23 protein-coding genes and 1 riboswitch are annotated in these 24,241 nt (G+C 66.1%); of the genes, 10 read left to right on the top strand and 13 right to left on the bottom strand.

Features of this window, described 5'->3' with window-relative positions:
* Positions 1-30: 30 nt before the first annotated feature.
* Positions 31-717 (top strand): SDR family NAD(P)-dependent oxidoreductase, encoded by a 687-nt coding sequence (locus BM154_RS16535; protein WP_074886434.1) that lies wholly within the window; start codon positions 31-33, stop codon positions 715-717.
* Positions 718-769: 52 nt separating this feature from the next.
* Positions 770-1,531, top strand: coding sequence for a DeoR/GlpR family DNA-binding transcription regulator (locus BM154_RS16540; RefSeq protein ID WP_074886438.1), 762 nt, complete (start codon positions 770-772; stop codon positions 1,529-1,531).
* Positions 1,532-1,552: 21 nt separating this feature from the next.
* Here BM154_RS16540 and BM154_RS16545 read toward each other — a convergent pair whose 3' ends face one another.
* Positions 1,553-2,080: a DUF3617 domain-containing protein gene (locus BM154_RS16545; protein WP_074886440.1), complete on the bottom strand. Its 528-nt coding sequence runs from the start codon at positions 2,078-2,080 to the stop codon at positions 1,553-1,555.
* An 83-nt stretch (positions 2,081-2,163) separates the two neighbouring features.
* Positions 2,164-2,667 carry a GNAT family N-acetyltransferase gene (locus BM154_RS16550; RefSeq protein ID WP_074886442.1) on the bottom strand — a complete coding sequence of 168 codons (504 nt, stop codon included), beginning with the start codon at positions 2,665-2,667 and terminating at the stop codon, positions 2,164-2,166.
* Positions 2,668-2,871: 204 nt separating this feature from the next.
* On the opposite strand from BM154_RS16550, the gene BM154_RS16555 reads away from it, so the two are divergent.
* Complete coding sequence (locus BM154_RS16555) at positions 2,872-3,687, top strand: ion transporter (protein ID WP_074886445.1); 816 nt, start codon at positions 2,872-2,874, stop codon at positions 3,685-3,687.
* A 108-nt stretch (positions 3,688-3,795) separates the two neighbouring features.
* Here the strand turns inward: BM154_RS16555 and BM154_RS16560 are convergent, their stop codons facing one another.
* The 8 genes from BM154_RS16560 to cbiE all read right to left on the bottom strand — a co-directional run bounded on the left by BM154_RS16560 (position 3,796) and on the right by cbiE (position 13,853).
* On the bottom strand, positions 3,796-4,185 hold the full coding sequence (locus tag BM154_RS16560; protein ID WP_074886448.1) for a DUF1850 domain-containing protein: 390 nt from the start codon (positions 4,183-4,185) through the stop codon (positions 3,796-3,798).
* Positions 4,182-6,245 carry a TRAP transporter permease gene (locus BM154_RS16565; RefSeq protein WP_074886451.1) on the bottom strand — a complete coding sequence of 688 codons (2,064 nt, stop codon included), beginning with the start codon at positions 6,243-6,245 and terminating at the stop codon, positions 4,182-4,184. The genes BM154_RS16560 and BM154_RS16565 overlap by 4 nt, the downstream gene beginning before the upstream one ends.
* A gap of 112 nt (positions 6,246-6,357) precedes the next feature.
* Positions 6,358-7,314, bottom strand: coding sequence for a TAXI family TRAP transporter solute-binding subunit (locus BM154_RS16570; RefSeq protein ID WP_074886454.1), 957 nt, complete (start codon positions 7,312-7,314; stop codon positions 6,358-6,360).
* A 396-nt stretch (positions 7,315-7,710) separates the two neighbouring features.
* Positions 7,711-9,054, bottom strand: coding sequence for a sigma-54-dependent transcriptional regulator (locus BM154_RS16575; protein ID WP_074886457.1), 1,344 nt, complete (start codon positions 9,052-9,054; stop codon positions 7,711-7,713).
* A 92-nt stretch (positions 9,055-9,146) separates the two neighbouring features.
* The gene (locus BM154_RS16580; protein WP_074886460.1) at positions 9,147-10,895 is read right to left on the bottom strand and encodes a sensor histidine kinase; all 1,749 of its coding nucleotides are present in this window, start codon (positions 10,893-10,895) and stop codon (positions 9,147-9,149) included.
* A 136-nt stretch (positions 10,896-11,031) separates the two neighbouring features.
* A complete protein-coding gene (locus BM154_RS16585) occupies positions 11,032-11,742 on the bottom strand; it encodes a (2Fe-2S) ferredoxin domain-containing protein (protein ID WP_074886464.1) in 711 nt (236 codons plus the stop codon).
* 174 nt (positions 11,743-11,916) lie between these two features.
* Positions 11,917-12,651, bottom strand: a complete 735-nt coding sequence (locus tag BM154_RS16590) for a cobalt-precorrin-6A reductase (protein WP_074886467.1) — start codon at positions 12,649-12,651, stop codon at positions 11,917-11,919.
* A complete protein-coding gene (gene cbiE, locus BM154_RS16595) occupies positions 12,648-13,853 on the bottom strand; it encodes a precorrin-6y C5,15-methyltransferase (decarboxylating) subunit CbiE (RefSeq protein WP_074886470.1) in 1,206 nt (401 codons plus the stop codon). Before cbiE ends, BM154_RS16590 begins: the two co-directional genes overlap by 4 nt.
* A 298-nt stretch (positions 13,854-14,151) precedes the next feature.
* A riboswitch (cobalamin riboswitch) is annotated at positions 14,152-14,500 on the top strand.
* A gap of 96 nt (positions 14,501-14,596) precedes the next feature.
* Between cbiE and cobG the strand changes: the two genes are divergently transcribed.
* From cobG to BM154_RS24675, 6 genes are all read left to right on the top strand, one after another.
* Complete coding sequence (gene cobG / locus BM154_RS16600) at positions 14,597-15,952, top strand: precorrin-3B synthase (protein ID WP_074886473.1); 1,356 nt, start codon at positions 14,597-14,599, stop codon at positions 15,950-15,952.
* The gene (locus BM154_RS16605) at positions 15,949-16,581 is read left to right on the top strand and encodes a precorrin-8X methylmutase (protein WP_074886476.1); all 633 of its coding nucleotides are present in this window, start codon (positions 15,949-15,951) and stop codon (positions 16,579-16,581) included. The genes cobG and BM154_RS16605 overlap by 4 nt, the downstream gene beginning before the upstream one ends.
* 23 nt (positions 16,582-16,604) lie before the next feature.
* The gene (locus BM154_RS16610) at positions 16,605-17,357 is read left to right on the top strand and encodes a precorrin-2 C(20)-methyltransferase (RefSeq protein ID WP_074887155.1); all 753 of its coding nucleotides are present in this window, start codon (positions 16,605-16,607) and stop codon (positions 17,355-17,357) included.
* Positions 17,358-17,529: 172 nt separating this feature from the next.
* The gene (cobJ, locus tag BM154_RS16615; RefSeq protein WP_074886481.1) at positions 17,530-19,188 is read left to right on the top strand and encodes a precorrin-3B C(17)-methyltransferase; all 1,659 of its coding nucleotides are present in this window, start codon (positions 17,530-17,532) and stop codon (positions 19,186-19,188) included.
* A 13-nt stretch (positions 19,189-19,201) separates the two neighbouring features.
* Positions 19,202-19,531: a low molecular weight protein tyrosine phosphatase family protein gene (locus tag BM154_RS16620; protein WP_074886485.1), complete on the top strand. Its 330-nt coding sequence runs from the start codon at positions 19,202-19,204 to the stop codon at positions 19,529-19,531.
* A 336-nt stretch (positions 19,532-19,867) separates the two neighbouring features.
* Positions 19,868-20,074, top strand: coding sequence for a hypothetical protein (locus tag BM154_RS24675; protein WP_249042784.1), 207 nt, complete (start codon positions 19,868-19,870; stop codon positions 20,072-20,074).
* On the opposite strand, the gene BM154_RS16630 is transcribed toward BM154_RS24675, so the two are convergent.
* The 3 genes from BM154_RS16630 to hemF all read right to left on the bottom strand — a co-directional run bounded on the left by BM154_RS16630 (position 20,067) and on the right by hemF (position 23,004).
* Entirely contained in the window at positions 20,067-21,071 is a 1,005-nt protein-coding gene (locus tag BM154_RS16630) for an Ldh family oxidoreductase (RefSeq protein WP_074886488.1), read from the bottom strand. The two genes, BM154_RS24675 and BM154_RS16630, sit on opposite strands and share 8 nt — an antisense overlap.
* 129 nt (positions 21,072-21,200) lie before the next feature.
* Positions 21,201-22,025, bottom strand: coding sequence for a shikimate dehydrogenase (aroE, locus tag BM154_RS16635; protein ID WP_074886489.1), 825 nt, complete (start codon positions 22,023-22,025; stop codon positions 21,201-21,203).
* Positions 22,026-22,083: 58 nt separating this feature from the next.
* Positions 22,084-23,004, bottom strand: a complete 921-nt coding sequence (gene hemF, locus BM154_RS16640) for an oxygen-dependent coproporphyrinogen oxidase (RefSeq protein WP_074886493.1) — start codon at positions 23,002-23,004, stop codon at positions 22,084-22,086.
* Positions 23,005-23,176: 172 nt separating this feature from the next.
* On the opposite strand from hemF, the gene BM154_RS16645 reads away from it, so the two are divergent.
* Positions 23,177-24,154 carry an NADPH:quinone reductase gene (locus BM154_RS16645; protein ID WP_074886496.1) on the top strand — a complete coding sequence of 326 codons (978 nt, stop codon included), beginning with the start codon at positions 23,177-23,179 and terminating at the stop codon, positions 24,152-24,154.
* The last annotated feature ends 87 nt before the right edge of the window (positions 24,155-24,241 follow it).

Raw genomic sequence — 24,241 nt, forward strand, 5'->3', positions numbered from 1 at the left:
GATGGCGCCCCTTTTGCGTGGAGAATCCAGATGAGTGAAGACCGCCGCTGCGCCCTGGTCACCGGGGTCAGCTCGGGCATTGGCGAGGCCATTGCCCTGCGCCTGCTCGAAGACGGCTGGCAGGTGATCGGCATGAGCCGACGCGCGCCGAGCCTGCAACACACGAACCTCAGTTTCGTCGCTGCCGACCTGGCCGACAACGCCTCGCTGGCCAGCGCCCTGGCCGATATCCCGGCACTGGACGCCATCGTCCATGCCGCCGGTTTCATGCGCACCGCGCCCTTGGGTGAACTGCGCGACGAGGACGGCGCGGCCATGTGGCAGGTGCACGTCAGCGCCGCCACGCAACTGGTCAACGGCCTGCTCGGCCGCCTGCGCGCGCCGGGACGCATCGTGCTGGTCGGCAGTCGCACCATGAACGGTGCTGCTGGCCGCAGTCAGTACGCCGCCACCAAGGCCGCGTTGATCGGCCTGGTGCGCTCCTGGGCCATCGAGCTGGCGCCCAGGGGCATCACCGTCAACCTGGTCGCCCCGGGCGCCACCGAAACGCCGATGCTGATCGACCCGGCCCGCCAGGGCACGCCGCCGCGCCAGCCGCCCATCGGGCGTTTCATCCAGCCCCGTGAAGTGGCGGCCATGACCGCTTTTCTACTCGGCTCCGACGCCGGCGCCATCACTGGTCAGCAACTGGTGATATGCGGCGGTGCCTCGTTGTGAGCTGGCCAGGCGGTAGTGATAGAGTGCAACCGCCTATCCCTGAAGGATCGCCATGAAAGTCGCCAAACGCCGCCAGGCCATTCTCGAGCTGGTGCTCTCCAACAACGGCAACGTCAACGTCGAAACCCTGTGCAGCTCGCTCGGCGTGTCCGAGGCCACGGTGCGCCGCGACCTGTCCTCGCTCGCCGAACAGGGCATGATCATGCGCACCTACGGCGGCGCCGCGCATATCGGCAAGCACGCCCCGGAAGCCTCGCTGGAAGAGCGCAGCAGCCACTCCAGCCTGGAGAAGGAGCGCATCGCCCGCGCCGCCCTGGCCCATGTGCAGGACAACGATACCGTGCTGCTCGACGGCGGCACCTCGACCGCCAGCCTGGCCCGGCTGCTGCGCGAGCGCACCGGCCTGCACGTGATCACCAACAACCTGCTGGCATTGGAGTCGTTGCACGAGCTGCCGCAAGGGCGAGTGACGGTATTGGGCGGCGACTTGCGCCCCGGCAGCATGGCCACCTTCGGCCCCGCGGCCATGGCGATGCTGGAGCGTCTGAGCGCCGACAAGGTGTTCGTCAGCGCCGATGGCGTGGTCGCCGGGCGCGGCTTGTGCGAGGCGAGCGCCAGCCAGTCTTATCTGAAAGATTTGATGATCCGCCAGGCGGCGGAGGTATTCGTGCTGGCCGATGCCAGCAAGCTGGGCCGCGACCAGCAGCAGTACTGGACGCCACTGAACACCCGCTGGACGCTGATCACCACCGGTAGTGCCGAACAGCTGGCCGATTTCGACAATGATCCGCGGGTGATCCAGCAGCGACTGTAAGTCGCTGCCAGAAGCTTCGCGTTACTGACGCGGCTTCAACGCGCCGCAGTCAGCCGACACCCAGCGCGCCTCGGACTCCATGCTGCCCTGCTGGCGGCCGGCGCCGCTGTCGAAATCACCGCTGACCTTGGAGGTGAACGACTTGTCGTCGAGGAAATGCGCCTCGCCCTGACCGCGGCCCTGCGGGCAGGTGAAGTTGAATACCCAGCGGTCGTTATCGCGCGAGGTGATCTGCTGGCTGCAGTTGGGGTCCTGCAGAGGGATGTTCTGTGCATCGACCTGGGCCTGGCTGATGCAGTACTGCACGCCCTTTTCGCCGAGCTGGATGCCCTGCTGGGCCATGGCCCGCTCCATCATTTCACGCTGGGCCTGGGGCAGGCTCTTGAACTGCTGCAGCATCACGTCGCTGCTCGGCAGGGTCTTGCCGCCGAGCTGCATGTTCTTCGAGGTTATTTCCCAGAGACCGGGCTGGATCTGCTGCTGGGCAGACGCCATGAATGGCAGCGCCAGCAGGCAGAGAGGCAGCAACTTCACACTAAGCTTTGGCATGTAGAACTCCGTTCAGTGACCGCGACGCGGCTCGCTCGATATCTGACAGCGCAGCCGCCAGGATGTCTCGACGCAATGCCGCTTTAGCCCTCACGTTCCTGGCGATAGAGCTCCAGGCCTCGCGCCTGATAATTGGCCAACGCACTGGGGTGATCGAGGCTGCAGGTGTGCACCCAAACCCTTTTCGTGCCGGGCCAGGCCCAAGCAGACTGCAGCGCGTGGGTCAGCAGCGGGCCACCGAAACCCTGGCCGAAGAAAGCCGCGGCCAGGCCGAAATAGAGAATCTCTACGGCGCCCTCGGCATCGCGCTGCAGTTCGTAGTAACCGGCGATGGCGCCCCCGTGGTAGGCCACCCAGGTGCGGTGATCGTCGCGCTCGATCGCTTCGCGCCACTGGGCGTCCGACCAGGACAGCTTGTCCGTCCACGCCCAGGGCTCGCCGACCAACTGGTAGAGAAAGCGGTTGAGCTGGAACTGCTTGATCCGGCACTCGACCACCTGCAGGTCATCGGGCAGGGGTTTGCCGCGCAGCTGCTCGGGGCTGTGCATGTCCAGGTAATAGGTGATGTTGTCGCCCTGCTCGCTCATGCCGTGATCCGTCGTGTTGGTCAGGGCCACCTGGCCCAGGCAAAGAGCGCAGGCTAATGACCCGCGATGGATTCGGCAATCCGGTGGCCCGAGGCAGGCTACACATCTGGTGAAAAAGCAGTCTGCAAACCAGGCGCCCAGTGCTTTCTTCCGTCACCATGCTTATTTACCCTCGACAGCCCGACAGTCGCCGCCGAACTCGCCATGAACGACACCAGCTCGAACCCGCCCACCAGCGTCTGGCGCCAGCAACTGGCCGCGGTCATGGATGGCAAGCCCGTGCAGCGCCTGATCACCGTACTGATCCTGATCAACGCGGCGATTCTCGGCATGCTCACCTCGAAGCAAATCGTCGCCGAGTGGGGCTGGCTGCTGGTGCCTGTGGATATGTTCATCCTGGCGGTGTTCGTGGCCGAGCTGGCGCTGCGTTTCGCGGCCCGGGGCATTGGCCTGTTGCGCGATCCGTGGGCGGTGTTCGACTGCATCGTGGTAGGCATCGCCCTGGTGCCGGCCAGCGGGCCGTTCAGCGTGCTGCGGGCATTGCGCGTGTTGCGGGTGCTGCGCCTGGTGTCGATCAACCCGAACATGCGCAAGGTGGTGCAGGCGCTGCTGGCTTCGCTGCCGGGCATGGGCAGCATCATCATGCTGATGGGGCTGATCTTCTACGTGTCGGCGGTGATGGCCACGCAGCTGTTCGGCGAGCGCTTTCCCGAGTGGTTCGGCTCGCTGACCGCCAGCCTGTATTCGCTGTTCCAGATGATGACCCTGGACAGCTGGTCGAGCGGCACCGTGCGGCCGATCATGGAGGTCTACCCACTGGCCTGGCTGTTCTTCATCCCCTACGTGCTGATCGCCACCTTCATGATGCTCAACCTGTTTATCGCGGTACTGGTCAACGCCATGGAGGATGCCAAAGGGCCGGATGCCGAAGCCGAGGCGCGGGTACAGCGCGAGGAGATGATTCTTCAGGAATTGAAGGCCCTGCGGGCGGAGTTGGGGGAGATGCGCCGTGGCCGGTGAGCAGCGCTTCTGTGGGAGAGGCTTTAGCCTCGATTTTGCCTAGCTAGGCGCAAAGAGCTCGCGGCTAAAGCCCCTCCCACTAGGTCGCTGGATGTCCGCTTCTGCCTTTCACCTGGCCCACTCACAGCTCCACAACTCCACCGCCGGCTGACTCGCCCTAGGCGGCCCGAGCCACTCGCTGAAAGGCTTGCAGCCCTTGGCATCGCACAGCTGGTAGTCGCCCGCCTCGGGCGTGCGCCCCAGGCGTAGCGGTTGCAGCGGCGGCAGCTGGCGTTGGTAATGCCAGGCGCCATCACGCAGTTCGGCGCCATCCGGGATCTCCATACCGGCGCCGCTACCGCGTACCCGCGCCTCGCCAAGCAGCAGCCCGGCCGGCGTGACGCGGTAATCCTCTTCCCAGCGGATCTTCTCGATCGTGTGGCTCCAGGCCAGGGTGAAGGCCGGGGCGGGCACCTGCGCCCACACCACCCCGGCCAGGCCCATGCACAATCCGATCAAGCGGCCGCCAGAGACGGCTGGCGACGGGCACGTAGCACATGCAGGGCGATCACCGCGGCGGCGATCAGGAAGCCGATTTCATCGGTGGTCACGCTGTACAGCCCGAGCAGGTCATAGCTGAACACCGAGGCCGGAATCACCAGCGAAGCACCGGCAGCGAACACCAGCAGCCGCTCCCATGCACGCATCGGCGCCGAGAAATAGCCGACCACCGCCATGCCCCACAAGCCAACGGCGAACACCGACTTGATCAACATGTAGAGGATCGCGCCCCAGTCGTCGCCCTGCATCAGCAGCGCCGGGTCATACACCGCCATGAACGGCACCACGAAGCCGCACGCGGCGATGCGCACCGACCACAGGCTGATCTTCAGGCCGTTCTCCTTGGCGATCGAACCGGCGGCGAAGCAGGCCAGCGCCACCGGGGGCGTGAGGTCTGCCATCAGGCCGAAATAGAAGACGAACATGTGCGACACGATCAGCGGCACGCCCAGTTCCAGCAGCGCCGGCGCGGCGATGGCGCTGGTGATGATGTAGTTGGGAATGGTCGGGATACCCATGCCGAGGACCAGGCAGGTGAGCATGGTCAACACCAGCGACAGGAACAGGTTGTCCTTGCCGATAGCCATGATGTAACCGGCGAAGGTGGTGGCGATGCCGGTCAGCGACACCACACCGATGATCACCCCCACCAGGATGCACGCCACCGCCACCGGGATCGCATGGCGCGCCCCTTCGGCCAGGGCCCACACGCAGGCGCGCAGGGTTTCTCGCCCGCCCTTGACGTAGAAGCAGCCGGCGACCAGCACCGCGATCACGCCGAACACCACGCCGATGCCGAATTTGAGGAACGCGGAACTGACCAGCCCCAGGGCGATCCAGAAGGCGATCTTCAACCACAGGTTGCTGGCGCGCATGACGATCGCCGTGCCCAGGATCACGATGGCGGTCAGGGCCAGGCCCACGGTGCCGGAGAACATCGGCGTGAAGCCGGCGAACAACAGGTACACCAGCACACCCAGCGGAATCAGCAGGTACCAGCGCTGCTTGATGGCCGCGAACGGATCCGGGCATTCCTCTTTCGGCAGGCCGGTCAGCTTCAGGCGCTGGGCCTCCAAGTGCACGGTCCAGAAGATCGAGCCGAACCAAAGCAGCGCCGGGATCAGCGCCGCCTTGGCGATCTCCACGTACGGCACGTTGATGGTCTCGGCCATGATGAACGCCACCGCGCCCATGATCGGCGGCATGATCTGGCTGCCCATGCTGGCCGAGGCCTCCACTGCGGCGGCGAAGGTGCCCTTGTAGCCGAAGCGCTTCATCAGCGGGATGGTGAACTGGCCGGTGGTGACCACGTTGGCGACCCCCGAACCGGTGATGGTGCCCATCAGCGCCGAGGTCACCACCGAAACCTTGGCCGGGCCGCCGGTCTTGTGGCCGAACATGCCCATGGCGAAATCGGTGAACAGCCGGATCATTCCCGCCTGCTCCAGGAACGCGCCAAACAGGATGAACAGGAAGATATAGGTACCCGACACATAGGTAGGCGTGCCGTAGAACCCTTCGGTACCGAACGACAGCTGGTTGATGATCTGGTCGAAGTCGTAGCCACGGTGCGCCAGATCGCCCGGCAGATGCTCACCAAACAGACCATAGGCCAGGAAGCAACCGCAGATGACCGGCAGGGCCAGGCCCATGACCCGGCGCGCCGCCTCGAACACCAGCACCAGCAGCGTCACCCCGACCACCATGTCGAAGCTGGTGAGGTCGCCCGAGCGCTGGACCAGGTCCGCCTCGAAGTACCACTGGTAAAGCGCCGTGCCCAATCCCGCCAGGCCCAGCACCCAGGCCAGCGGCATCCATGGCCGGCCCTGGCCACGCATGGGGAAGCACAGATAGACCATCAGCAACACGAAGCCGACGTGCCCGGCGCGCAGCACCTGGCTGGAGAACGGATGGAAGGCGGCCCCGATGATCTGGTAGACCGAAAACAGGATCGCGACGTAGAACACGGCCTTGGGCCACTGACCGGGATTGCCGGTCAGACCTGGATGATCGCTCATGGATAGATTCTCGATGCAGCTGCAATAACGGCGGGCCACTGCCTAGGAGCATGGCCAAGCCGACCCGACAGGTGCGCGGGCAGCGCGTACCGCTGCCCGCTGTGCCTGCGTGTTACTTGAGTACGCCGGCTTCCTTGTAGAAGCGCTCGGCCCCCGGGTGCAGCGGAATCGGCAGGCCTTCGGTGGCGGTTTCCAGCTTGATGTCATTGGCCGCGGAGTGCGCGGTGCGCAGGCGAGGGAGGTTGTCGTAGAGCAGCTTGGTCATCTGATAGGCCACCTCATCGGAAACCTTCTCGTGGCTGACCAGCAGGTTGACGATGGCCGCGGTCGGTACGTCCTGATCCTGGCCGTCGTAGGTGCCGGCCGGGATGACCTTGGCCTGGTAGGCCTGGCTGTCGATCTTCGCCACGACCTCTTCGGGGATGGCGACGAAGGTGATCGGTACCATCGACGCCAGGTCACGAATGGCCGCCATGCCCAGGCCGGAAGACTGCAGGGTGGCGTCCAGCTGGCGGTTCTTGATCAGTTCGACCGACTCGGCGTACGGCATGAATTCGACGCGGCCCATGTCCTTGTAGCTCAGGCCAGCGGCCTTGAAGATGGCACGGGCATTGAGCTCGGTGCCGGATTTCGGCGCCCCTACGGAAATGCGTTTGCCCTTGAGGTCTTCCAGGGTCTTGATCCCGGATTCCTTGCTGGCAACGATCTGGATGTAATTGGGGTAGGTGGCGGCGATGGCGCGAATACGCGTCAGCGGTGCCTTGAAGCCGGCGTCTTCCACGCCGTTCCAGGCGTCTTCGACCGAGTCGCCCAGGGCAAAGGCGATCTCGCCCCGTCCGGACTGCAGCAGGTTGAGGTTCTCGACCGAGGCCTTGGTGGCCTGTACCGAGGTTTTCGCGCCCTCGATACCGCTGCCATACAGCTGCGACATGGCCACGCCAATCGGGTAGTACACCCCGCTGGTCCCGCCGGTAAGCACGTTGATGAAGGTCGGTGCGGCAAGTACCGCGGTGCTGGCAGTGAAGGCCGCGGCAGCGGCGAACAGGGTGACGCGCTTGGTCAGTCGCATGGTGTATCTCCGTGATTATTCTTGTCAGAGAGCCGGTTCTGGATGTCCGGGTACCAGCAGCCTTAGCAGGCGCCGTGCCAGCGATAAAAAGCCGCGAGCCAGAGCGCTTGCGGGTTGATGACCAGAGAGAAAGCAGCGAAAGGTCGCCTATTCCGCGAGCGGCAATCGGCAGTATTCCGCTTATGCGAGTGGAGCGGAGATGATGTGCACGCACTACCTGTGGGAGCGCGCCATGCGCGCGAAAAATCGCAGGCATGGACTGGGCGTCCCCACCCGCTCCCACATTAGATTGGGGATTGCCGATAGCACCCCTTACGAAGCTTCTACCGCTGACGAAGCAAACCGTAGGGTGGGCTTCAGCCCACCAGTGAGGATGTAAGGCCTATCAGTCGCGGTTCAATCCTCGTCGCTACTACCCGCAGGTCGATAAGTGCTGCGCTGCAAGCCATGGCGCTGCATCTTTTCGTTGAGGGTGCGGCGCGGCAGTTGCAGCAGCTCCATGGTCTGCAGGATGCTGCCGCGACAACGTAGCAGCGCGTTGTGCAGGCACTGCGCCTCGAACGCTTCCATCTGCCCGGCGAGCGATTGGCTGGCCTCCTCGGAGGAGGCGTCACCGAGGCCCAAGGCATGGCGCTCGGCGGCGTTGATCAGCTCGCGCACGTTGCCCGGCCATTCATGACCGAGCAGCCTGGCCAGCTCGGCGGGCGTCAGCGGCTCCAGAGTGCGACCGTGGCGCTGGGCGGCCTCTTCGGCGAAGTGCTCGAACAGCAGCGAAATGTCTTCGCGGCGCTCGCGCAGCGGCGGAATCTGCAGGGTGGCGACATTCAGCCGATAGAGCAGATCCTCGCGGAAGCGCCCGGCCTTCACTTCGTCGAGCGGGTCCGGCTTCACCGCACTGATCACCCGCAGGTCGACCCGGATGCTGCGGTTGGAACCCAGCCGTTCCAGGGTCTTTTCCTGCAGCACGCGCAGCAGCTTGACCTGCTGCGCCAGCGGCAGGCTTTCCACCTCGTCGAGAAACAGCGTGCCGCCGTCGGCGTGTTCGATACGGCCGATACGCTTGCTCTGGGCGCCGGTAAAGGCGCCACTCTCATGGCCGAACAGCTCGCTCTCGAACAGGTGCTCGGGAATCGCCGCACAGTTGAGCGCCACGAAGGGCTTGTCGGCGCGCTCGCTGAAGTCGTGCAGGCAGCGCGCCACGCGCTCCTTGCCGGAACCGGTCTCGCCGCGGATCAGCACGTTCACCGAGGTGCCAGCGAGGTCGAGAATCTGCCGGCGCAGCCGCTCCATGGGCCGCGACACGCCGAGCAGCTGCGCGGCGATGCCATCCTTGAGGGCGAACTGCTGGCGCAGGGCGCGGTTCTCGCAGATCAGACGGCGCTTTTCCAGTGCGCGGCGCACGGTGTCGAGCAGACGATCCGGGGTGAATGGCTTTTCGATGAAGTCATAGGCGCCCTGCTTGAGCGCCTGCACGGCCATCGGCACGTCGCCATGGCCGGTGATCATGATCACCGGCAGGTCGCGGTCGAGTTCGACCACCCGCTCCAGCAGCTGCAAGCCATCGGTGCCGGGCATGCGCACATCACTGATCAGCACGCCGGGAAAGTCGCCATCGAGCAGGGCCAGCGCCTGGACGGCCGTGGCGCAGGTCTGCACGCTGAATCCGGACAGCTCCAGCCACTGTTGCGCCGCCTCGCGGATCGCCTCTTCATCGTCGACGACGATTACCTGAGCGCCCATGAAAACCTCCTTATTATTAGATCGCGCAGTGTAGCGCCGGCTACTCCAGCGGTACCTGCCGGGTCGTTACACGAAATGCCAAGCCCGCCAGCTCAGCCGGCACGCGGCAGTCGCATCACGAAAATCGCCCCCTCCGGGCTATTGCGCGCCTCCAGGCTGCCGCCCAGATCGCGCACGATGCCGTAGGAAATCGCCAGGCCCAGGCCCAGGCCCTCGCCCACCGGCTTGGTGGTGAAGAACGGCTCGAAGACGTTGCCCAGGTGCTCTTCGGCAATCCCGCCACCGGTATCACTGACCTGCAGTACGCAGCTGTCGCCTTGCAGTTCGATCAGCACGCCCAGGCTTCGCTGCGGGCTATCGACCATGGCATCCAGCGCGTTATTGAGCAGGTTGAGCACCACCTGTTCGAGGCGAATGGCATCGCCGGAGGCCCGCGCCTCGCTACGCACTTCACGGTGCAGCTCGACCTGCTCACTGCGCAATCGTGGCGCCAGCAGCAACAGCGCCTGCTCCAGCACATCACTGAGCATCAGGCGTTCGTTGAGCCCCGCCGGGCTCTTGCGGGCGAAGGTTTTCAGGTGGCCGGTCAGGCTGGCCATGCGCTGCAGCAGGCCGTCGATGCGCGTCAAGCCGGCGCGCACATCCGCAGCACGACCGTTGTCGAGTAGCAGGCCGAGGCTGCCCAGGTGCATCTGGATGGCCGTCAGTGGCTGGTTGATCTCATGGGCCATGGCCGCCGACATCTGCCCCAGGGCGGCCATCTTGGCCGCATGCACCAAGCCCTCTTGGGCTTCACGCAGCTCGGCGGTACGCAGCGTCACCTCGCGTTCGAGGTTCTCACGGATGCTCGCCTGCAGGCGCTGGTTCTTGCGGCGCTGCAGCAGAAACAGCACCAGGAACACCAGGGTCAGCCATATACCGGCGGCGGCCAGGCGGTAGCTGCGCGCGGTATCACCAAGGCTGCTCTCCTCTATCAACAGGTGCAGCGTCCAGGCTTCACTGGCCAGTTCCTGACGCTGCCAGAGATAACTCTGCCGGCCATCGGGGCCGTCGATATTCATCCAGTCGGCATTGCCTTCGAAGTACGGGCCAGGTTCCTTGGAGAGCACGTCAAGCGGGCGCTCGGCGTACTTGCGCACTTCCACCAGCTCGGCGTGATCGAGTTCATCGAGCTCTTCCAGGGCCAGGAAACGCCAGGCCGGGCGGCTGCTGAGAATCACCACACCGTAGCTGTCGGCAACCAGCAATACGCCGGGCTGGCCAACCCACTCGCGCTGTAGCTCCTCCAGTTCGAGCTTGACCACCAGCACGCCGATCACCGCGCCCTTGTCGTCGTACACCGCGTGGGAGAGGAAGTAGCCAGGTACACCGGTGGTCACCCCGACCGCGAAGTAGCGGCCGGCGGTACGGTGCAGTGCATCCTGGAAATAGGGGCGAAAACTGTAGTTGCTGCCGACGAAGCTGCTCCACTCGTTCCAGTTGCTGGCCGCCAGGGTATGGCCACTGCGGTCGATCAGGTAGAGAACACTGGCACCTGCGGCGGCGTTGAGCAGCTCGAAACGGCGATTGAGCTTGTCGCGCAGCTGCGGATCATCCGGCGCTTGCAGCAAGGCCTGGATGTCGCCGTCCATCGACAGCAGCTGCGGCACCGAGCGGAAGCGGTCGACCAGCGTCTGGATCGATTGCGCATACAGCTGCAGCTGGCCGTGGGCTTCGCTGCTGCGATCCTCCCAGGCACGCTGCTCGGCATAGCGGCTGGCCAACCACAGGCTGGCGGCCAGGCCGATGATCACCAGCAGCACGATGGCGACGGTGCGATAACGCAGAAACAGGGCGGTCATGCATGACTCGAATTTTTATGATGCCAGCATGTTAGCCCGAAACGCGTGCTGGTCGAGCCGCCGATGTAGCCTGGTTCGGGATGCCTGGGCTACCCGAGCATCGGTACACACGTGCCCAGGCCGGAGACGGTACCGATCAGGGCCGCAGCATCATCAGCTCGGGTACCGAACGGCCAGCAACGAACTGTTCGTCGACCAGGCGGATAACGTCTGCTTCGCTGCGTACCTGGTACCAATGGCCCTGTGGATAAACCGTCAGGGTCGGGCCCTGATCGCAGGGGAACTGGCACTGCGTCCGGGTGATATGAACACCGCCTTCGCACTCCAGCTTGCCCGCTGCCTTGACCTTTTCGCGCAGCATTTTCCACAGCGGCAGCGCGCCACGGCGGGTACAGCGCGGGCCGTTGCAGAGCAATACGCGGTACTGGTGAGCGGGAATCTTCGACCAGGCGTGGCTGCCGGGCAGCGCCGGCACATCGACGCAGCTCAGGTGCAGTTCAGGGCGCTCGATCAGCGCACAGGCGGCTGCGGCCACATCGGCACCGAGCTGGCCGAACAGGCTGGTCACGAACACACGCTCGGGATCGGTCCTGGCCGCCAGCTCGCTGCGCAGCCAGTCGACATGCTGGCTGCTGCTCTGCGGCTCCAGGTCGATCACCAGCAGCGTGCCGCGGCCCTCGCCTAGGCGCTGCCAGAGGCTGTCGTAACCGGCGCCGGTATCGACGATATCGGCCAGCGCCGCAGCGCCACGCAGTTCGACCAAGCGGGCACGAAACAGCTCGGCGAACGAGCCGTCGAGCAGATCAGGGCCCGCGAGTAGCACCTGGGCGTAGGGCGTGGCAGTCATGGTCGGGCTCCGCAAAAAGTGCGGCAGTTTAACAGCGTCGTGACGGACAGGGTTTCGTGGCCCGGCTGAACACGGTTTCGTAGCTGGGGTCGAGCGAAGCGATACCCAGAAGGGCTTCTGGATTCGCGTATCTATCGCAATTGCTCCCCGGGTTTCGCTGTGCTCTACCATGGGCTACGGGTTGGTTACGCCACTTTCGTGCAGTGCCTGCCACAGCGCCTCGGGCTCGGCGAACTCACGTTCCACCGCCGGCAACACTGGCCGTTGCAGCACCAGCACCGGCACGCCACGTTCGCGGGCGACCTGCAGCTTGTGCTCGGTGGCGGCGCTGCCGCTGTTCTTGCTGACCAGCACGTCGCAGTTCAGCCGCTCGAACAGCGCGCGCTCGTCCTCCAGGCTGAACGGCCCGCGTGCACCGATCACTTCGGCCCGCTCGCTGGCCGGCTGGCTTTGCAGGCAGCGCACCGTCCAGTGTTGATGGGCAGGAATCTCGTGCAAGTGCTCCAGCGGCTCACGGCCCAGGGTGAACAGCGGCCGCTGGAAATCGCCCAGTGCGGTGATCAGCGATGGCCAGTCGAATACCTCGCGCCAGTCATCACCCGGTGAGGCCGTCCAGCCCGGACGCCGCAGCGCCCAGCAGGGGACGCCGGCCTGCCCTGCAGCGCGTGCCGCGTTATGGCTGATCTGCGCGGCATAGGGGTGGGTGGCATCGACCAGCAAATCGATGCTCTCCCTGTGGATGAAATCAGCCAGCCCTTCGGCACCGCCAAAGCCGCCAACGCGGACCTGGCAGGCGAGATCCTCGGGCACCTTGCCCAGCCCGGCGAGGCTGTAGATATGCTGGCTGCCAAGGCGGCGGGCGAGATTCAGCGCTTCACCGATGCCGCCGAGCAAGAGGATGCGGCTCATCGCGGCTTGCGGACCTCGAGCAGGGTGATCGGCAGGGCGCCGCGCCAGGTGTCGAAGCCGCCCAGGGGTTTGGCCTGGGCCACCTCGATACGGGTCAGCTCGCCGCCGTGCTCGCCGCGAAAGGCGATCAGCGCGGCCTCGCTCTGCAGCGTCACGGCATTGGCGACCAGCCGTCCGCCGGGCTTGAGCGCCTGCCAGCAGCTAGACAACACGCCTGGCACGGTGACGCCGCCACCGATAAAGATCGCATCCGGCGCCGCCAACCCCTCCAGCGCCTCGGGCGCACGCCCGGCCACCAGTTGCAGGCCCGGCACGCCAAGGGCATCACGGTTATGGGTGATATGTGCTTGGCGCCCCTGATCGGCCTCGACGGCGATGGCGCGGCAGCTGGGGTGGGCGCGCAGCCACTCGATGCCGATGGAGCCGCAGCCGGCGCCGACATCCCAGAGCAGCTCGCCAGGCGATGGCGCCAGGCGCGACAGGGTGATCGCCCGCACGTCGCGTTTGGTCAGTTGGCCGTCGTGGCGGTAGGCATCGTCCGGCAGGCCGGGGGTCAGCGGCAGGCAGCGAGCATCTTCACCGGCCAGGCACTCGATGGCCACCAGGTTGAGATCCGCCGCGCGCGCCAGCGACCAGCCGTCGGCCAGCCCATCGATACGCCGCTCATGCTCGCCACCCAGGTGCTCGAACACGTTTAGCCGGCTGGGGCCGAAACCCCGCTCACGCAGCAGTTCGGCGATGGCTGCGGGGCTCTCACCATCGTTGCTCAGTACCAGCAGGCGGGCGCCAGGATGAATCTGCGCCTGCAACGCCGCCAGCGGCCGGGCCACCAGCGACACCACCGGCGTGTTCTGCAGCGGCCAACCCAAGCGCGACGCAGCCAGGGACACGGACGACGGTGCCGGCAGGATGCGCAGCTCGTCCTGCGCCAGTTCACGGGCCAGGCTGACGCCGACGCCAAACAACATCGGGTCGCCGCTGGCCAGCACACAGACCGGCGTACCGCGGCGCTCGAGCACCGGTGTCAGGGAAAATGGCTTCGGCCAGGGCAGGCGCGTGGCACGGATGCAATGCGGCAACAGCGCCAGCTGGCGCTCGCTGCCGACCACCTGCTCGGCCGCCAGCAGCGCATGCCGCGCCGCCTTGCCGAGGCCGGCGTAGCCGTCTTCACCAATGCCCACGACGGTCAGCCAGGGTGTCATGCGTTTTTCCTCATTAATCAGAACTACCCGTACTCATTCGCCATAAAGGACCAGGGTGCTTTCCGTAGGGTGGACAATGCTCTTCTTGTCCACCTTTGCAATGCTGGAACGGTGGACGGATGGAGCGTCGTCCACCCTACGTCCGCATGGGAATGCCGCTCAGGACGCTCCGTGTCCGCTGCTGAACCTGTGCGCCTAGTGGACAAAAACAGCGTTGTCCACCCTACTCAGGCCGGCGATTCGTAGGGCATGGCTACCATCCGACGACACGGCTTTTCATCCCGGCAGGCAAAGCGGGCATAATAGCGCCTCTGTCGGTGCCCAGCGGCTACATGTGAGCAAAAGCGGGCCTAAGAGGGAACACGAGAAAAGCGGTTCAATAGCTAGCGAGCTAGAGCCCTGCAAGGTAGAAATTGGCGAGGAAGCGGAGTGTACTTCTGTACATGAGCAGTCCGACCGGGCTGGCGCTCCAGTCAGGTTCTGCCTTGCAGGACCGACGCGCAGCAGCTATTGGGCAGCTTTTCCGCCGTGGCTGCCCCCGCAACTGTAGCAGCGAGCGCCTTGCCAATCGCCACTGGGAAACCGGGAAGGCCGGCCAAGCGCGATGACCTGCAAGCCAGGAGACCTGCCGACCGATTCAGTCGCATGAGCCCACACCGGGCGGGGTGTCCCGGTGATAGAAGCGCAATCTTCTCTGGCCTATCCTCGAACGGATGCCCATGTGACCCGACCCCGGTGATCCGTTGAAACAGGCTTTTTGCATTCCATCCCCTGCTGTTCGCCCCTCGGCCTGTCCGGGGTTGCTGCGTATCGTGCAGGCTAAGGATGGCGGCATCTGCCGCATCAAGCTGCCTTGTGGGCGCCTCGACGTCGACCAGGCCGAACGCATCGCCAGGGCTGCGCTACAGCATGCCGGCGGGGTGATCGAAGCCACCAACCGCGGCAACCTGCAGATTCGTGGTATCCGCGCCGGCAATGAAGATCCGTTGATCGATGAGTTGCTGGACGCCGGCCTAGGCCCCAGCACGCCCGGCGCCGATGACGTGCGCAACCTGATGGTCAGCCCGGCCGCTGGGGTCGATCCGCAGGCGCTTGTGGATATTTCGCCGCTGGCCGCCGAGCTGCTGGCGACGCTGGAAAACACCCCACGCCTGCATGCCCTGTCGCCAAAATTCGCCCTGCTGCTCGACGGTGGTGAGCGCCTGGCGATGCTCGAACACCCCCACGATATCTGGCTCTGCGCCTTGCCCCTCGAAGAGGGGATCGGCTATGCCTTCGGTCTGGCCGGTTGCCCGCCCGTGCGGGCCGAGGATGCCCCGGCCCTGGCCATCGTGCCCGCTGCCCAGGCCCATGCGCTGATCATCGCCCTGCTTGACCTGTTCCTGGAGCTGGCCACGCCCGAGCAGACACGTATGCGCCATCTGCTGGAAAACCATTCGCCTGCCGACCTGCTGCAGCGCCTGCAGGAGCGGCTGGGAGATGCGCTGCTGCCGGCAGGCGAGTGGCGCCGTGCCCCGGCGCAAGGCAATGCCCATCTTGGCGTCCATGCCCAGCGCCAGCCGGGTCTGGTGCATATCGGCGCCGCCACCGTGCTGGGTCGGCTGGCTGCCAGACAGTTGCTCGGCCTGGCGGATCTCGCGCGCCGTTATGGCGATGGCAAACTGCGCCTGACGCCCTGGCAAAGCGTGCTCCTGGCCAATATTGCCGAGACGGCCGCCGATGCGGTTATCCACAGTCTGCATGCCCTCGGCCTGCTGACCGATGCCAACGAACCGCTGGCTCGTATCATCGCCTGCACCGGCGCCAGCGGCTGCGCCAAGGGTCTGGCCGACACCAAGGCCGATGCCCTGCGCCTGGGCGAACTGCTCACTGCTGGCAACGAGCAGCCAGGCATTCACCTGACGGGCTGCAGCCGCTCCTGCGCCGCTGCCCACCGCGCGCCCTTTACCCTTCTGGCGGTCGCCGAAGGTCGTTACGACCTGTTCGCCCGCCAGCCCCTCGGCAACGGCTTCGGCCAGTTGCTGGGCCACCACCTGACACCTGACGACGCCGCCGAACTGCTGGCCTCGCTCACCGCTACCCGGAGTTTCACCCGATGACCGATTACATCCGCGATGGTCAGGAGATCTATCGCAACTCCTTCGCCATCATTCGTGCCGAGGCCGACCTGAGCGGTATTCCGGCTGATCTGGAGAAGCTCGCGGTGCGGGTCATCCACGCCTGCGGCATGGTCGACGTGGTGCAGGATCTGCGTTTCTCACCCGGTGCCGGGGCGGCCGGGCGCCAGGCCCTGGCCAATGGTGCGCCGATTCTTTGCGACGCCCGTATGGTCGCCGAGGGCGTGACCCGCACGCGCCTGCAGGGCGCCAACCCGGTGATCTGCACCCTCAACGATGCCGGCGTGCCGGAGCTGGCCAAGAAGCTCGGCAACACCCGCTCGGCGGTGGCCCTGGAGCACTGGCGCGAGCACCTCGAAGGCGCGGTGGTGGTGATCGGCAATGCGCCGACGGCGCTGTTCTATCTGCTCGATATGCTCGCCGCCGGCGCGCCCAAACCGGCGTTGATTCTCGGCTTCCCGGTCGGCTTCGTCGGCGCCGCCGAATCCAAGGATCTGCTCGCCGCCACCTACGCCGAACACGGCGTGCCCTACGTGATCGTCCAGGGCCGCCGCGGTGGCAGCGCCATGGCCGCGGCGGCGATCAACGCCCTGGCCACGGAGGTCGAGTGATGACCGGCATGGACCGCCCCGGTATGGACCGCCCCGACAAAGGCCGCCTGCTCGGCCTGGGCGTTGGCCCGGGCGACCCGGAGCTGATTACCGTCAAGGCCCTGCGCCTGCTCAAGGCGTCGCCGGTGGTCGGCTACTTCGTGGCCAAGGCCAAGGCCAACGTCGGCCAGGGCGGCAACGCCTTCGGCATCATCGAGGCGCACCTGGACGACAATCAGCAGCGCCTGCCGCTGGTTTACCCGGTGACCACCGAGAAGCTCGAACCGCCGCTGACCTACGAAGGCGTGATCAGCGACTTCTACGACACCTGCGCGGTGCAGATCGCCACGCACCTGGACGCCGGCCGCGACGTGGCGGTGATCTGCGAGGGCGACCCGTTCTTCTACGGCTCCTACATGTACCTGCACGACCGCCTGGCCGAGCGCTACGAGGCCGAGGTGATCCCCGGCGTGTGCTCGATGCTCGGCAGCGCCGCGGTGCTCGGCGTGCCGCTGGTGTACCGCAACCAGAGCCTGTCGGTGCTCTCCGGCGTGCTGCCCGAGGATGAGCTGCGCGAGCGCCTGCGTAGCGCCGAAGCCGCCGTGGTGATGAAGCTCGGGCGCAACTTCGAGAAGGTGCGCCGCGTGCTGCAGAGCCTGGGCCTGCACGACCGTGCCCACTACGTCGAGCGCGCGACCATGGCCAACCAGCGCATCGTGCCGCTCGATGACGTCGAGCCAATGGCCTCGCCGTATTTTTCGATGATCGTGGTGCCGGGCGAAAAGTGGCGCGGTTGAAAGAAGCCAGGACTCCTGCAGGAGCGTTGCCCTCGGCGCGAATCGCTAGTGGCTGCACCGCCATGTGCGTGTTGCCCGTGCCATTCGCCGCGGGGGCGCGGCTCCTGCAGGCTCTCTTTCACTGGTGCATGCAGCCTGCCCTCTTGCCCTCGCCACGGACAATTAAATTTCCATGACCTCTTCACCCGCCATCGTCATCCTCGGCCCCTCCGCCCTGGCCACCGCCCGGCGCATCCAGGCACTTTATCCACAGGCGGTGATCCATGGCCTGAGCGGCCGGGTCGAGGCCGATCAGGCCTATGACGACTTCGGCGATACCCTGCGCAGCCTGTATCGTAGCGACACGCCGCTCATCGCCCTGTGCGCTGCCGGTATCGTGATCCGCAGCCTGGCGCCGCTGCTCGCCAACAAGGGCGCCGAGCCACCGGTGCTGGCCGTGGCCGAAGACGGCAGCGCCGTGGTACCGCTGCTCGGCGGCCTGGGTGGGGTCAACCGTATGGCCCGGGAGATCGCCGCTGAACTGCAGGTCAGCGCGGCCATCACCACCAGTGGTGAGCTGCGCTTCGGCACCTGCCTGCTCGACCCGCCGAGCGGCTACGTGCTGGCCGATATCGAGCAGGGCAAACGCTTCGTCTCCGACCTGCTCGGCGGCGAAAGCCTGCGCATCGACGGTGACGCGCCATGGCTGGAGCAGGGCAAGCTGCCGATGGCCGAGGATGCCGGGCGCACCCTGCATATCACCACGGCGCAACGCACGGCCCGGCCCGATGAACTGCTGATCCATCCACGCACGCTGCTGGCCTTGGTCGACAGCGCGGACGACCTCGCTGCGCGAATCGGCCAGGCGTTCGAACAGGCAGGCCTGGCACAGAAATCCCTCGCCGCCCTGCTTGCCCCCGCTGCCCTGATGACCGACAGGGGGCTGGCCCAGGCGGCTCTTGAACTGGGCGTGCCACTGCGTTTCATCACCCCTGGCAGCGCACTGCCTGGCGTGGTCGAGCAGCACGACGGCCTGCAGCTGCTACAGGCCGCGTCGCCCGAAGCTGCGCAAACCATCGGCCGCCCACGCGGGCGCCTGAGCGTGATCGGCCTGGGCCCCGGCGCCGCCGAGCATATGACCCCAGCCGTGCGCCGCGCCCTGGATGAAGCCCAGGATCTGCTCGGCTACGAAACCTACGTGCGCATGGCCGAGCCGCTGCGCGATGATCAGGTGCGCCATTGCAGCGACAACCGCGAGGAACTGCAGCGCGCCCGTCACGCCTTCGAGCTGGCTGCCAGCGGCCGCCGCGTGGTGGTGATTTCCTCCGGCGACCCCGGCGTATTCGCCATGGCCGCGGCGGTGCTGGAAGCTCTCGAAGAGATCGCTGCACCCGCCGAGTGGCACGCCGTCGAGCTGCAAGTGCTGCCCGGCGTCTCCGCGGCCCTGGCCACCGCAGCCAAGGCCGGGGCGCCGCTGGGCCATGACTTCTGCCTGATCTCCCTGTCGGACAACCTCAAGCCCTGGGCGGTGATCGAAAACCGCCTCGACCACGCCGGCGCGGCCGACCTCGCCATGGCCTTCTACAACCCGATCTCCAAGGCCCGCCCCTGGCAGCTCGGCCGCGCCCTGGACATCGTCCGCACCCATCGCACGCCCGACACCGTGGTGGTGCTCGGCCGCGATATCGGCCGCCCGGCAGAGGCGCTGCGCGTGCTCAGCCTCGGCGAGCTGACGCCGGAGATGGTCGACATGCGCACCCTGGTGATCATCGGCTCCAGCCAGACCCGGCGCTTCCCACGCGGCGACGGCGGCGAATGGGTGTACACGCCGCGCAGTTATCCACAGCAGTGAACGAGCACCGGCCATGACCAACGTTCTGTTCGTCTGCAGCCGCAACCAATGGCGCAGCCCAACTGCCGAGACGGTTTGGCGCAAGCAGCCAGGACTCAGCGTGCGCTCGGCGGGCACCAGCCCGAAGGCACGCCGAACGGTAAGCGCCAGCGATATTCAGTGGGCCGATGTGGTGATCGTCATGGAGCACAAGCACAAGAGCCGGCTGATGGCAGATTTCAACCGGCTGCTGACCCATAAGCCGCTGCACGTGCTGGATATTCCGGACGAGTACCGCTACATGGACGCCGAACTGGTGGAAATGCTTGAGCAAAGCGTCGCCACATGCCTTGCTCTGGACTGACGGAAGCGTCCGTCCGAAGCGCCTTTACACCACCTTTACATCGGCCTGACGGCGCCTTGCACACGCACTCCGATAATCGATGCCGCCCGCCATCTGGCGTGGTCATCGCCTTCTGGAGCCCATGATGAACGCAAGTTTTCCCCGTTCCGCCATCGCCGCACTGTTGCTCGCAGCACTATCCCTGAGCGCGCTGGCGGGGCCCGGCGGGCCAGGTGGTGGCCCTGGGGGCCCGGTAGCTATCACTGGCACGGCGGCCCAGGGCCAGGCTGGGGCGGACCGGGCCCACGGCATGGCCATGGTCTGCCGGAATCCGCCCGTGAACTATGGATTGGCAGCGTGCTGTACTTCGTGGCGGCCGGCACCTACTACATGTGGAACGCCGACCTGCAGGCCCGCGACCGTTACGAATGCCACAGCTGGGCAGTCAGCCAGAGCGGTTTCGATCCGGCTACCGCAGTCAGCGCGCCAGCCGTCAGCGCCATCGACTACTACCGCCGCGCACTGGGCGCATGCCTGAGCGGGCGCGGCTACAGCATCAACTGAGCAGTGCCTTGAGGTCGTCGTAGAGCGCCTGGGGGATCTGCACACCGTCGACCAGGCTACGGGCACGGGCGTCGTAGCGGCGCTGCGAAGGCAGCCGCGCGCCCTGCCCTTCGATGCCGTCGAACAGCGCCTCGGCCCTTGCCAGGTGCTGATCGGCAGCCGCACCGAGAAAGCGCTGTGGGTCGAGGGCGATGATCAGCTCGCCGTGGTACGGCGACGACTTGCTGCCAGCGTCGTAGGCCAGCGACTCGGCGCTGGTCAGATCACCGATCAGCGGCCCGGCGATCAGCTCCACCATGGCCGCCAGTGCCGAGCCCTTGTGCCCGCCAAAGGTCAGCATGGCGCCGTTCATCACCGCCTCGGCGTCGGTGCTCGGTTGGCCACTGGCATCGATGCCCCAGCCTTCCGGAATCGATTTGCCGGCACGGCGGTGTAGCTCGATATCGCCACGGGCGATGGCGCTGGTGGCGAAGTCGAAGATGAACGGATGCTTGCCGGCGCGCGGCCAGCCAAAGGCGATCGGGTTGGTGCCGAAGATCGGCTTGCTGCCACCAGCCGGCGCGACCCAGGCATGGCTGGGGTTACAGGCCAGGGCCACCAGCCCGGCTTCGGTGAGCTGCTCGATTTCCACCCACAATGCGGAAAAATGCACACAGCGGTTTATCGCCAAGGCCGCGATGCCGTTGGCCCTGGTCTTTTCGGCCAGCACCGGCAACCCCGCCTGAAAGGCCAGTTGCGAGAAGCCGCCGCGGGCATCCACGCGCACGATCGACGGTGCCTGGTCGATCACCTCGGGCTCGGCATCGGCCACCACCTTGCCGGCCTTCAGCGAACTGACGCAGCCCAGCACACGGTACAGACCGTGAGAGGCGCAGCCATCGCGCTCACCCGCCAGCACGGTGGCGGTCACCGCCTGGGCCTGCGCTTCGCTGAAACCGGCATGGCGCAGGATGGACAGGGACAAGTTGTGGGCTTCGTCCAAGGTCAGTCGAATCATCGTGGGCTCCTGTGGCGGCGATAAGATCAGTGGCGTATACGGCCTTATACCTTGGCGTCGCGACCGCCGGCTGGCTTGATCGCTTTGCCCCACGTCGATGACGAATTCGGCACAGCCCCGTAGGCTGGATCAGCCTGCCGCCAGTTGCCGACGCAGTTCGGCGAGCACCGGGGCGCTGTCCGGGCGTACACCGCGCCACAGGTGGAATGCCTCGACGGCCTGCTCGACCAGCATGCCGAGGCCGTCCAGGGTGCGCGCGGCGCCCTGCTCGGCGGCCCAGCGGTTGAACGCGGTGGGGCCGGCGCCGTACATCATGTCGTAGCAGCAGGTGTGGCCAGGCTGGATCAGGCTGGCGGCAATCGGCGGCAGTTCGCCGGCCAGGCTGGCCGAGGTGCCGTTTACGATCAGGTCCACCGGCGCATCGATCCAGTCGAAACCGCTGGCCACCACCGGGCCGAGGTCGGCGAACTGGCGGGCCAGCTGCTCGGCCTTGTCCACCGTGCGGTTGGCGATTACCAGGCTCTGCGGCTGCTCGGCCAGAAAGGGTTCGAGAATGCCACGTACCGCGCCACCGGCGCCGAGCAGCAGAATGCGCTTGCCGCGCAAGTCGATGCCGGCGTTCACCGTCAGGTCGCGCACCAGGCCGGCGCCGTCGGTGTTGTCGCCGAGCAGCCTGCCGTCGTCGAGTTTCTTCAGGGTATTCACCGCACCGGCACGGCGGGCGCGCTCGCTCAGGCTGTCGGCCAGGGCGAAAGCCTGCTCCTTGAACGGCACGGTCACGTTGGCCCCGCGACCCTCGGCGAAAAAGGCGCGGGCGTAGCCTTCGAAATCCTCCAGCGGCGCCAGCAGCGCCTCGTAGCTGAGCTGCTGACCGGTCTGCTCGGCGAACAGCCGGTGGATCAGCGGCGACTTGCTGTGGCCGATGGGGTTGCCGAATACACCGTAGCGATCCATTAGAGTTCCCGCGCGTAAAAGCCAAAAGCGGCAAGCCTGCAGCTTTTAGCGGTGCGCTTCAAGCCTGCTGCAGGCCGAGCCAGTCGCGGTCGGTGAGGAAATACTCGGTCAGGCGCGCTTCCTCGCTGCCCGGATCGGGCTTCCAGTCATAGCCCCAGCGCACCTGGGGCGGCAGCGACATGAGGATCGACTCGGTACGCCCGCCCGACTGCAGGCCGAACAGCGTGCCGCGGTCGAACACCAGGTTGAACTCCACGTAGCGGCCGCGGCGGTATTCCTGGAATTCGCGCTGCGCCGGCGTGTAGGGCTTGGCCTTGCGGCGCTGCACGATGGGCAGGTAGGCGTCGATATAGGCGTCGCCGATGGCGCGGATAAAGGCGAAACAGGTGTCGAAGCCCCATTCGTTGAGGTCGTCGAAGAACAGCCCGCCAATGCCGCGGGGTTCGCCGCGGTGCTTGAGGTGGAAGTAACGGTCGCACCAGGCCTTGTAGCGCGGGTAGACGTCGGCACCGAAGGGCGCGCAGGCCTGTTCGGCAACGCGGTGCCAGTGCACGCAGTCCTCTTCGTTGCCGTAATAAGGCGTGAGGTCGAAGCCACCACCGAACCACCACACCGGCTCCTCGCCCTCCTTCTCGGCGCTGAAGAAGCGTACGTTGGCGTGGGAGGTGGGAACGTGCGGGTTGTGCGGGTGGATCACCAGCGACACGCCAAGGGCCTGGAAGCCGCGCCCGGCCAGCTCGGGACGATGGGCACTGGCCGACGGCGGCAGGTTCTCGCCGAACACGTGGGAGAAGTTGACGCCGCCCTTCTCGATCACCGCGCCATCACCGATCACCCGGGTGCGCCCACCGCCACCACCCGGACGCTGCCAGGCGTCTTCGGCGAAGCTGGCCTGGCCGTCTTCGCGTTGCAGCGCGGCACAGATACGGTCTTGCAGGTCGAGCAGGTAGGCTTTTACGGCCTCGGTCTGGTCACTCACGGGCTTACCCTGGTTGCGGCGAAATCGGCGGCTAGCATAGCACCGGCCATTCGCGCTCCGCAGTTGACGCCGGTCAACGGCGGATGCGACGTTCCGCTGCTGAGCAAAATCGTTTCAACCCCGCGAAGCGCTCGGGGTCTATTGCATTCACTCTTCAAGCAGGAGCAAGACGATGGCCAAACGCATCCAGTTCAGCCGCCACGGTGGCCCCGAGGTTCTCGAATACGTCGACTACCAGCCTGCCGCGCCCGGCCCCCACGAGGTGCGTGTGCACAACCAGGCCATCGGCCTCAACTTCATCGACACCTATTTCCGCAGCGGCCTGTACGCGCCGCCATCCCTGCCCTCCAGCCTGGGTACCGAAGGCGCCGGCTTCGTCGATGCCATCGGCTCCGAGGTCAAGGGCTTTCAGGTCGGTGACCGGGTGGCCTACGCCACCGGCCCGCTCGGTGGCTACAGCGAGCTGCACGTATTGCCGGCCGACAAGCTGGTCAAGCTGCCCGATGCGATCAGCTTCGAGCAGGCCGCCGCGGTGATGCTCAAGGGCCTGACCGTGCAGTACCTGTTGCGCCAGACCGCCGAACTGAAGAGCGGCGACATCATCCTCTTTCATGCCGCTGCCGGCGGCGTTGGCTCCTTCGCCTGCCAGTGGGCCAAGGCCCTGGGCGTCAAGCTGATCGGCACCGTGAGCTCGGCGAAAAAGGCCGAGCGCGCCCTGCAGCAGGGCGCCTGGGCGACCATCGACTATAGCCACGAGAACGTCGCCCAGCGCGTGCTGGAACTGACCGACGGCAAGAAATGCCCGGTGGTCTACGACGGCGTCGGCAAGGACACCTGGGAGACCTCGCTCGACTGCGTGGCGCCGCGTGGCCTGCTGGTCAGCTTCGGCAATGCCTCGGGTGCGGTCACCGGGGTCAACCTCGGCATCCTGGCGCAGAAGGGCTCGCTGTACGTCACCCGCCCGACCCTGGCGAGCTACGCCGACACCCCGGAGCGCCTGCAGAAGATGGCCGACGAACTGTTCGGCATGATCGCCAAGGGCAAGCTCGAGGTGGAGATCGGCCAGCGCTACCCGCTCAGCGACGCCGCTACCGCACAAACGCTGCTCAGCGAACGCAAGACCACGGGCTCGACGATTCTGTTGCCGTAAGCTTTTACCGATAGTGCCCACGCTCTGCGTGGGAACAATCAACACTCTGATCGGCTGCCTTCGTTTTGGAGGTTTGTCTCTATGGCC

The organism is Phytopseudomonas argentinensis, assembly GCF_900113905.1.
In the GTDB taxonomy this organism is placed as follows: Bacteria; Pseudomonadota; Gammaproteobacteria; order Pseudomonadales; family Pseudomonadaceae; genus Aquipseudomonas; species Aquipseudomonas argentinensis.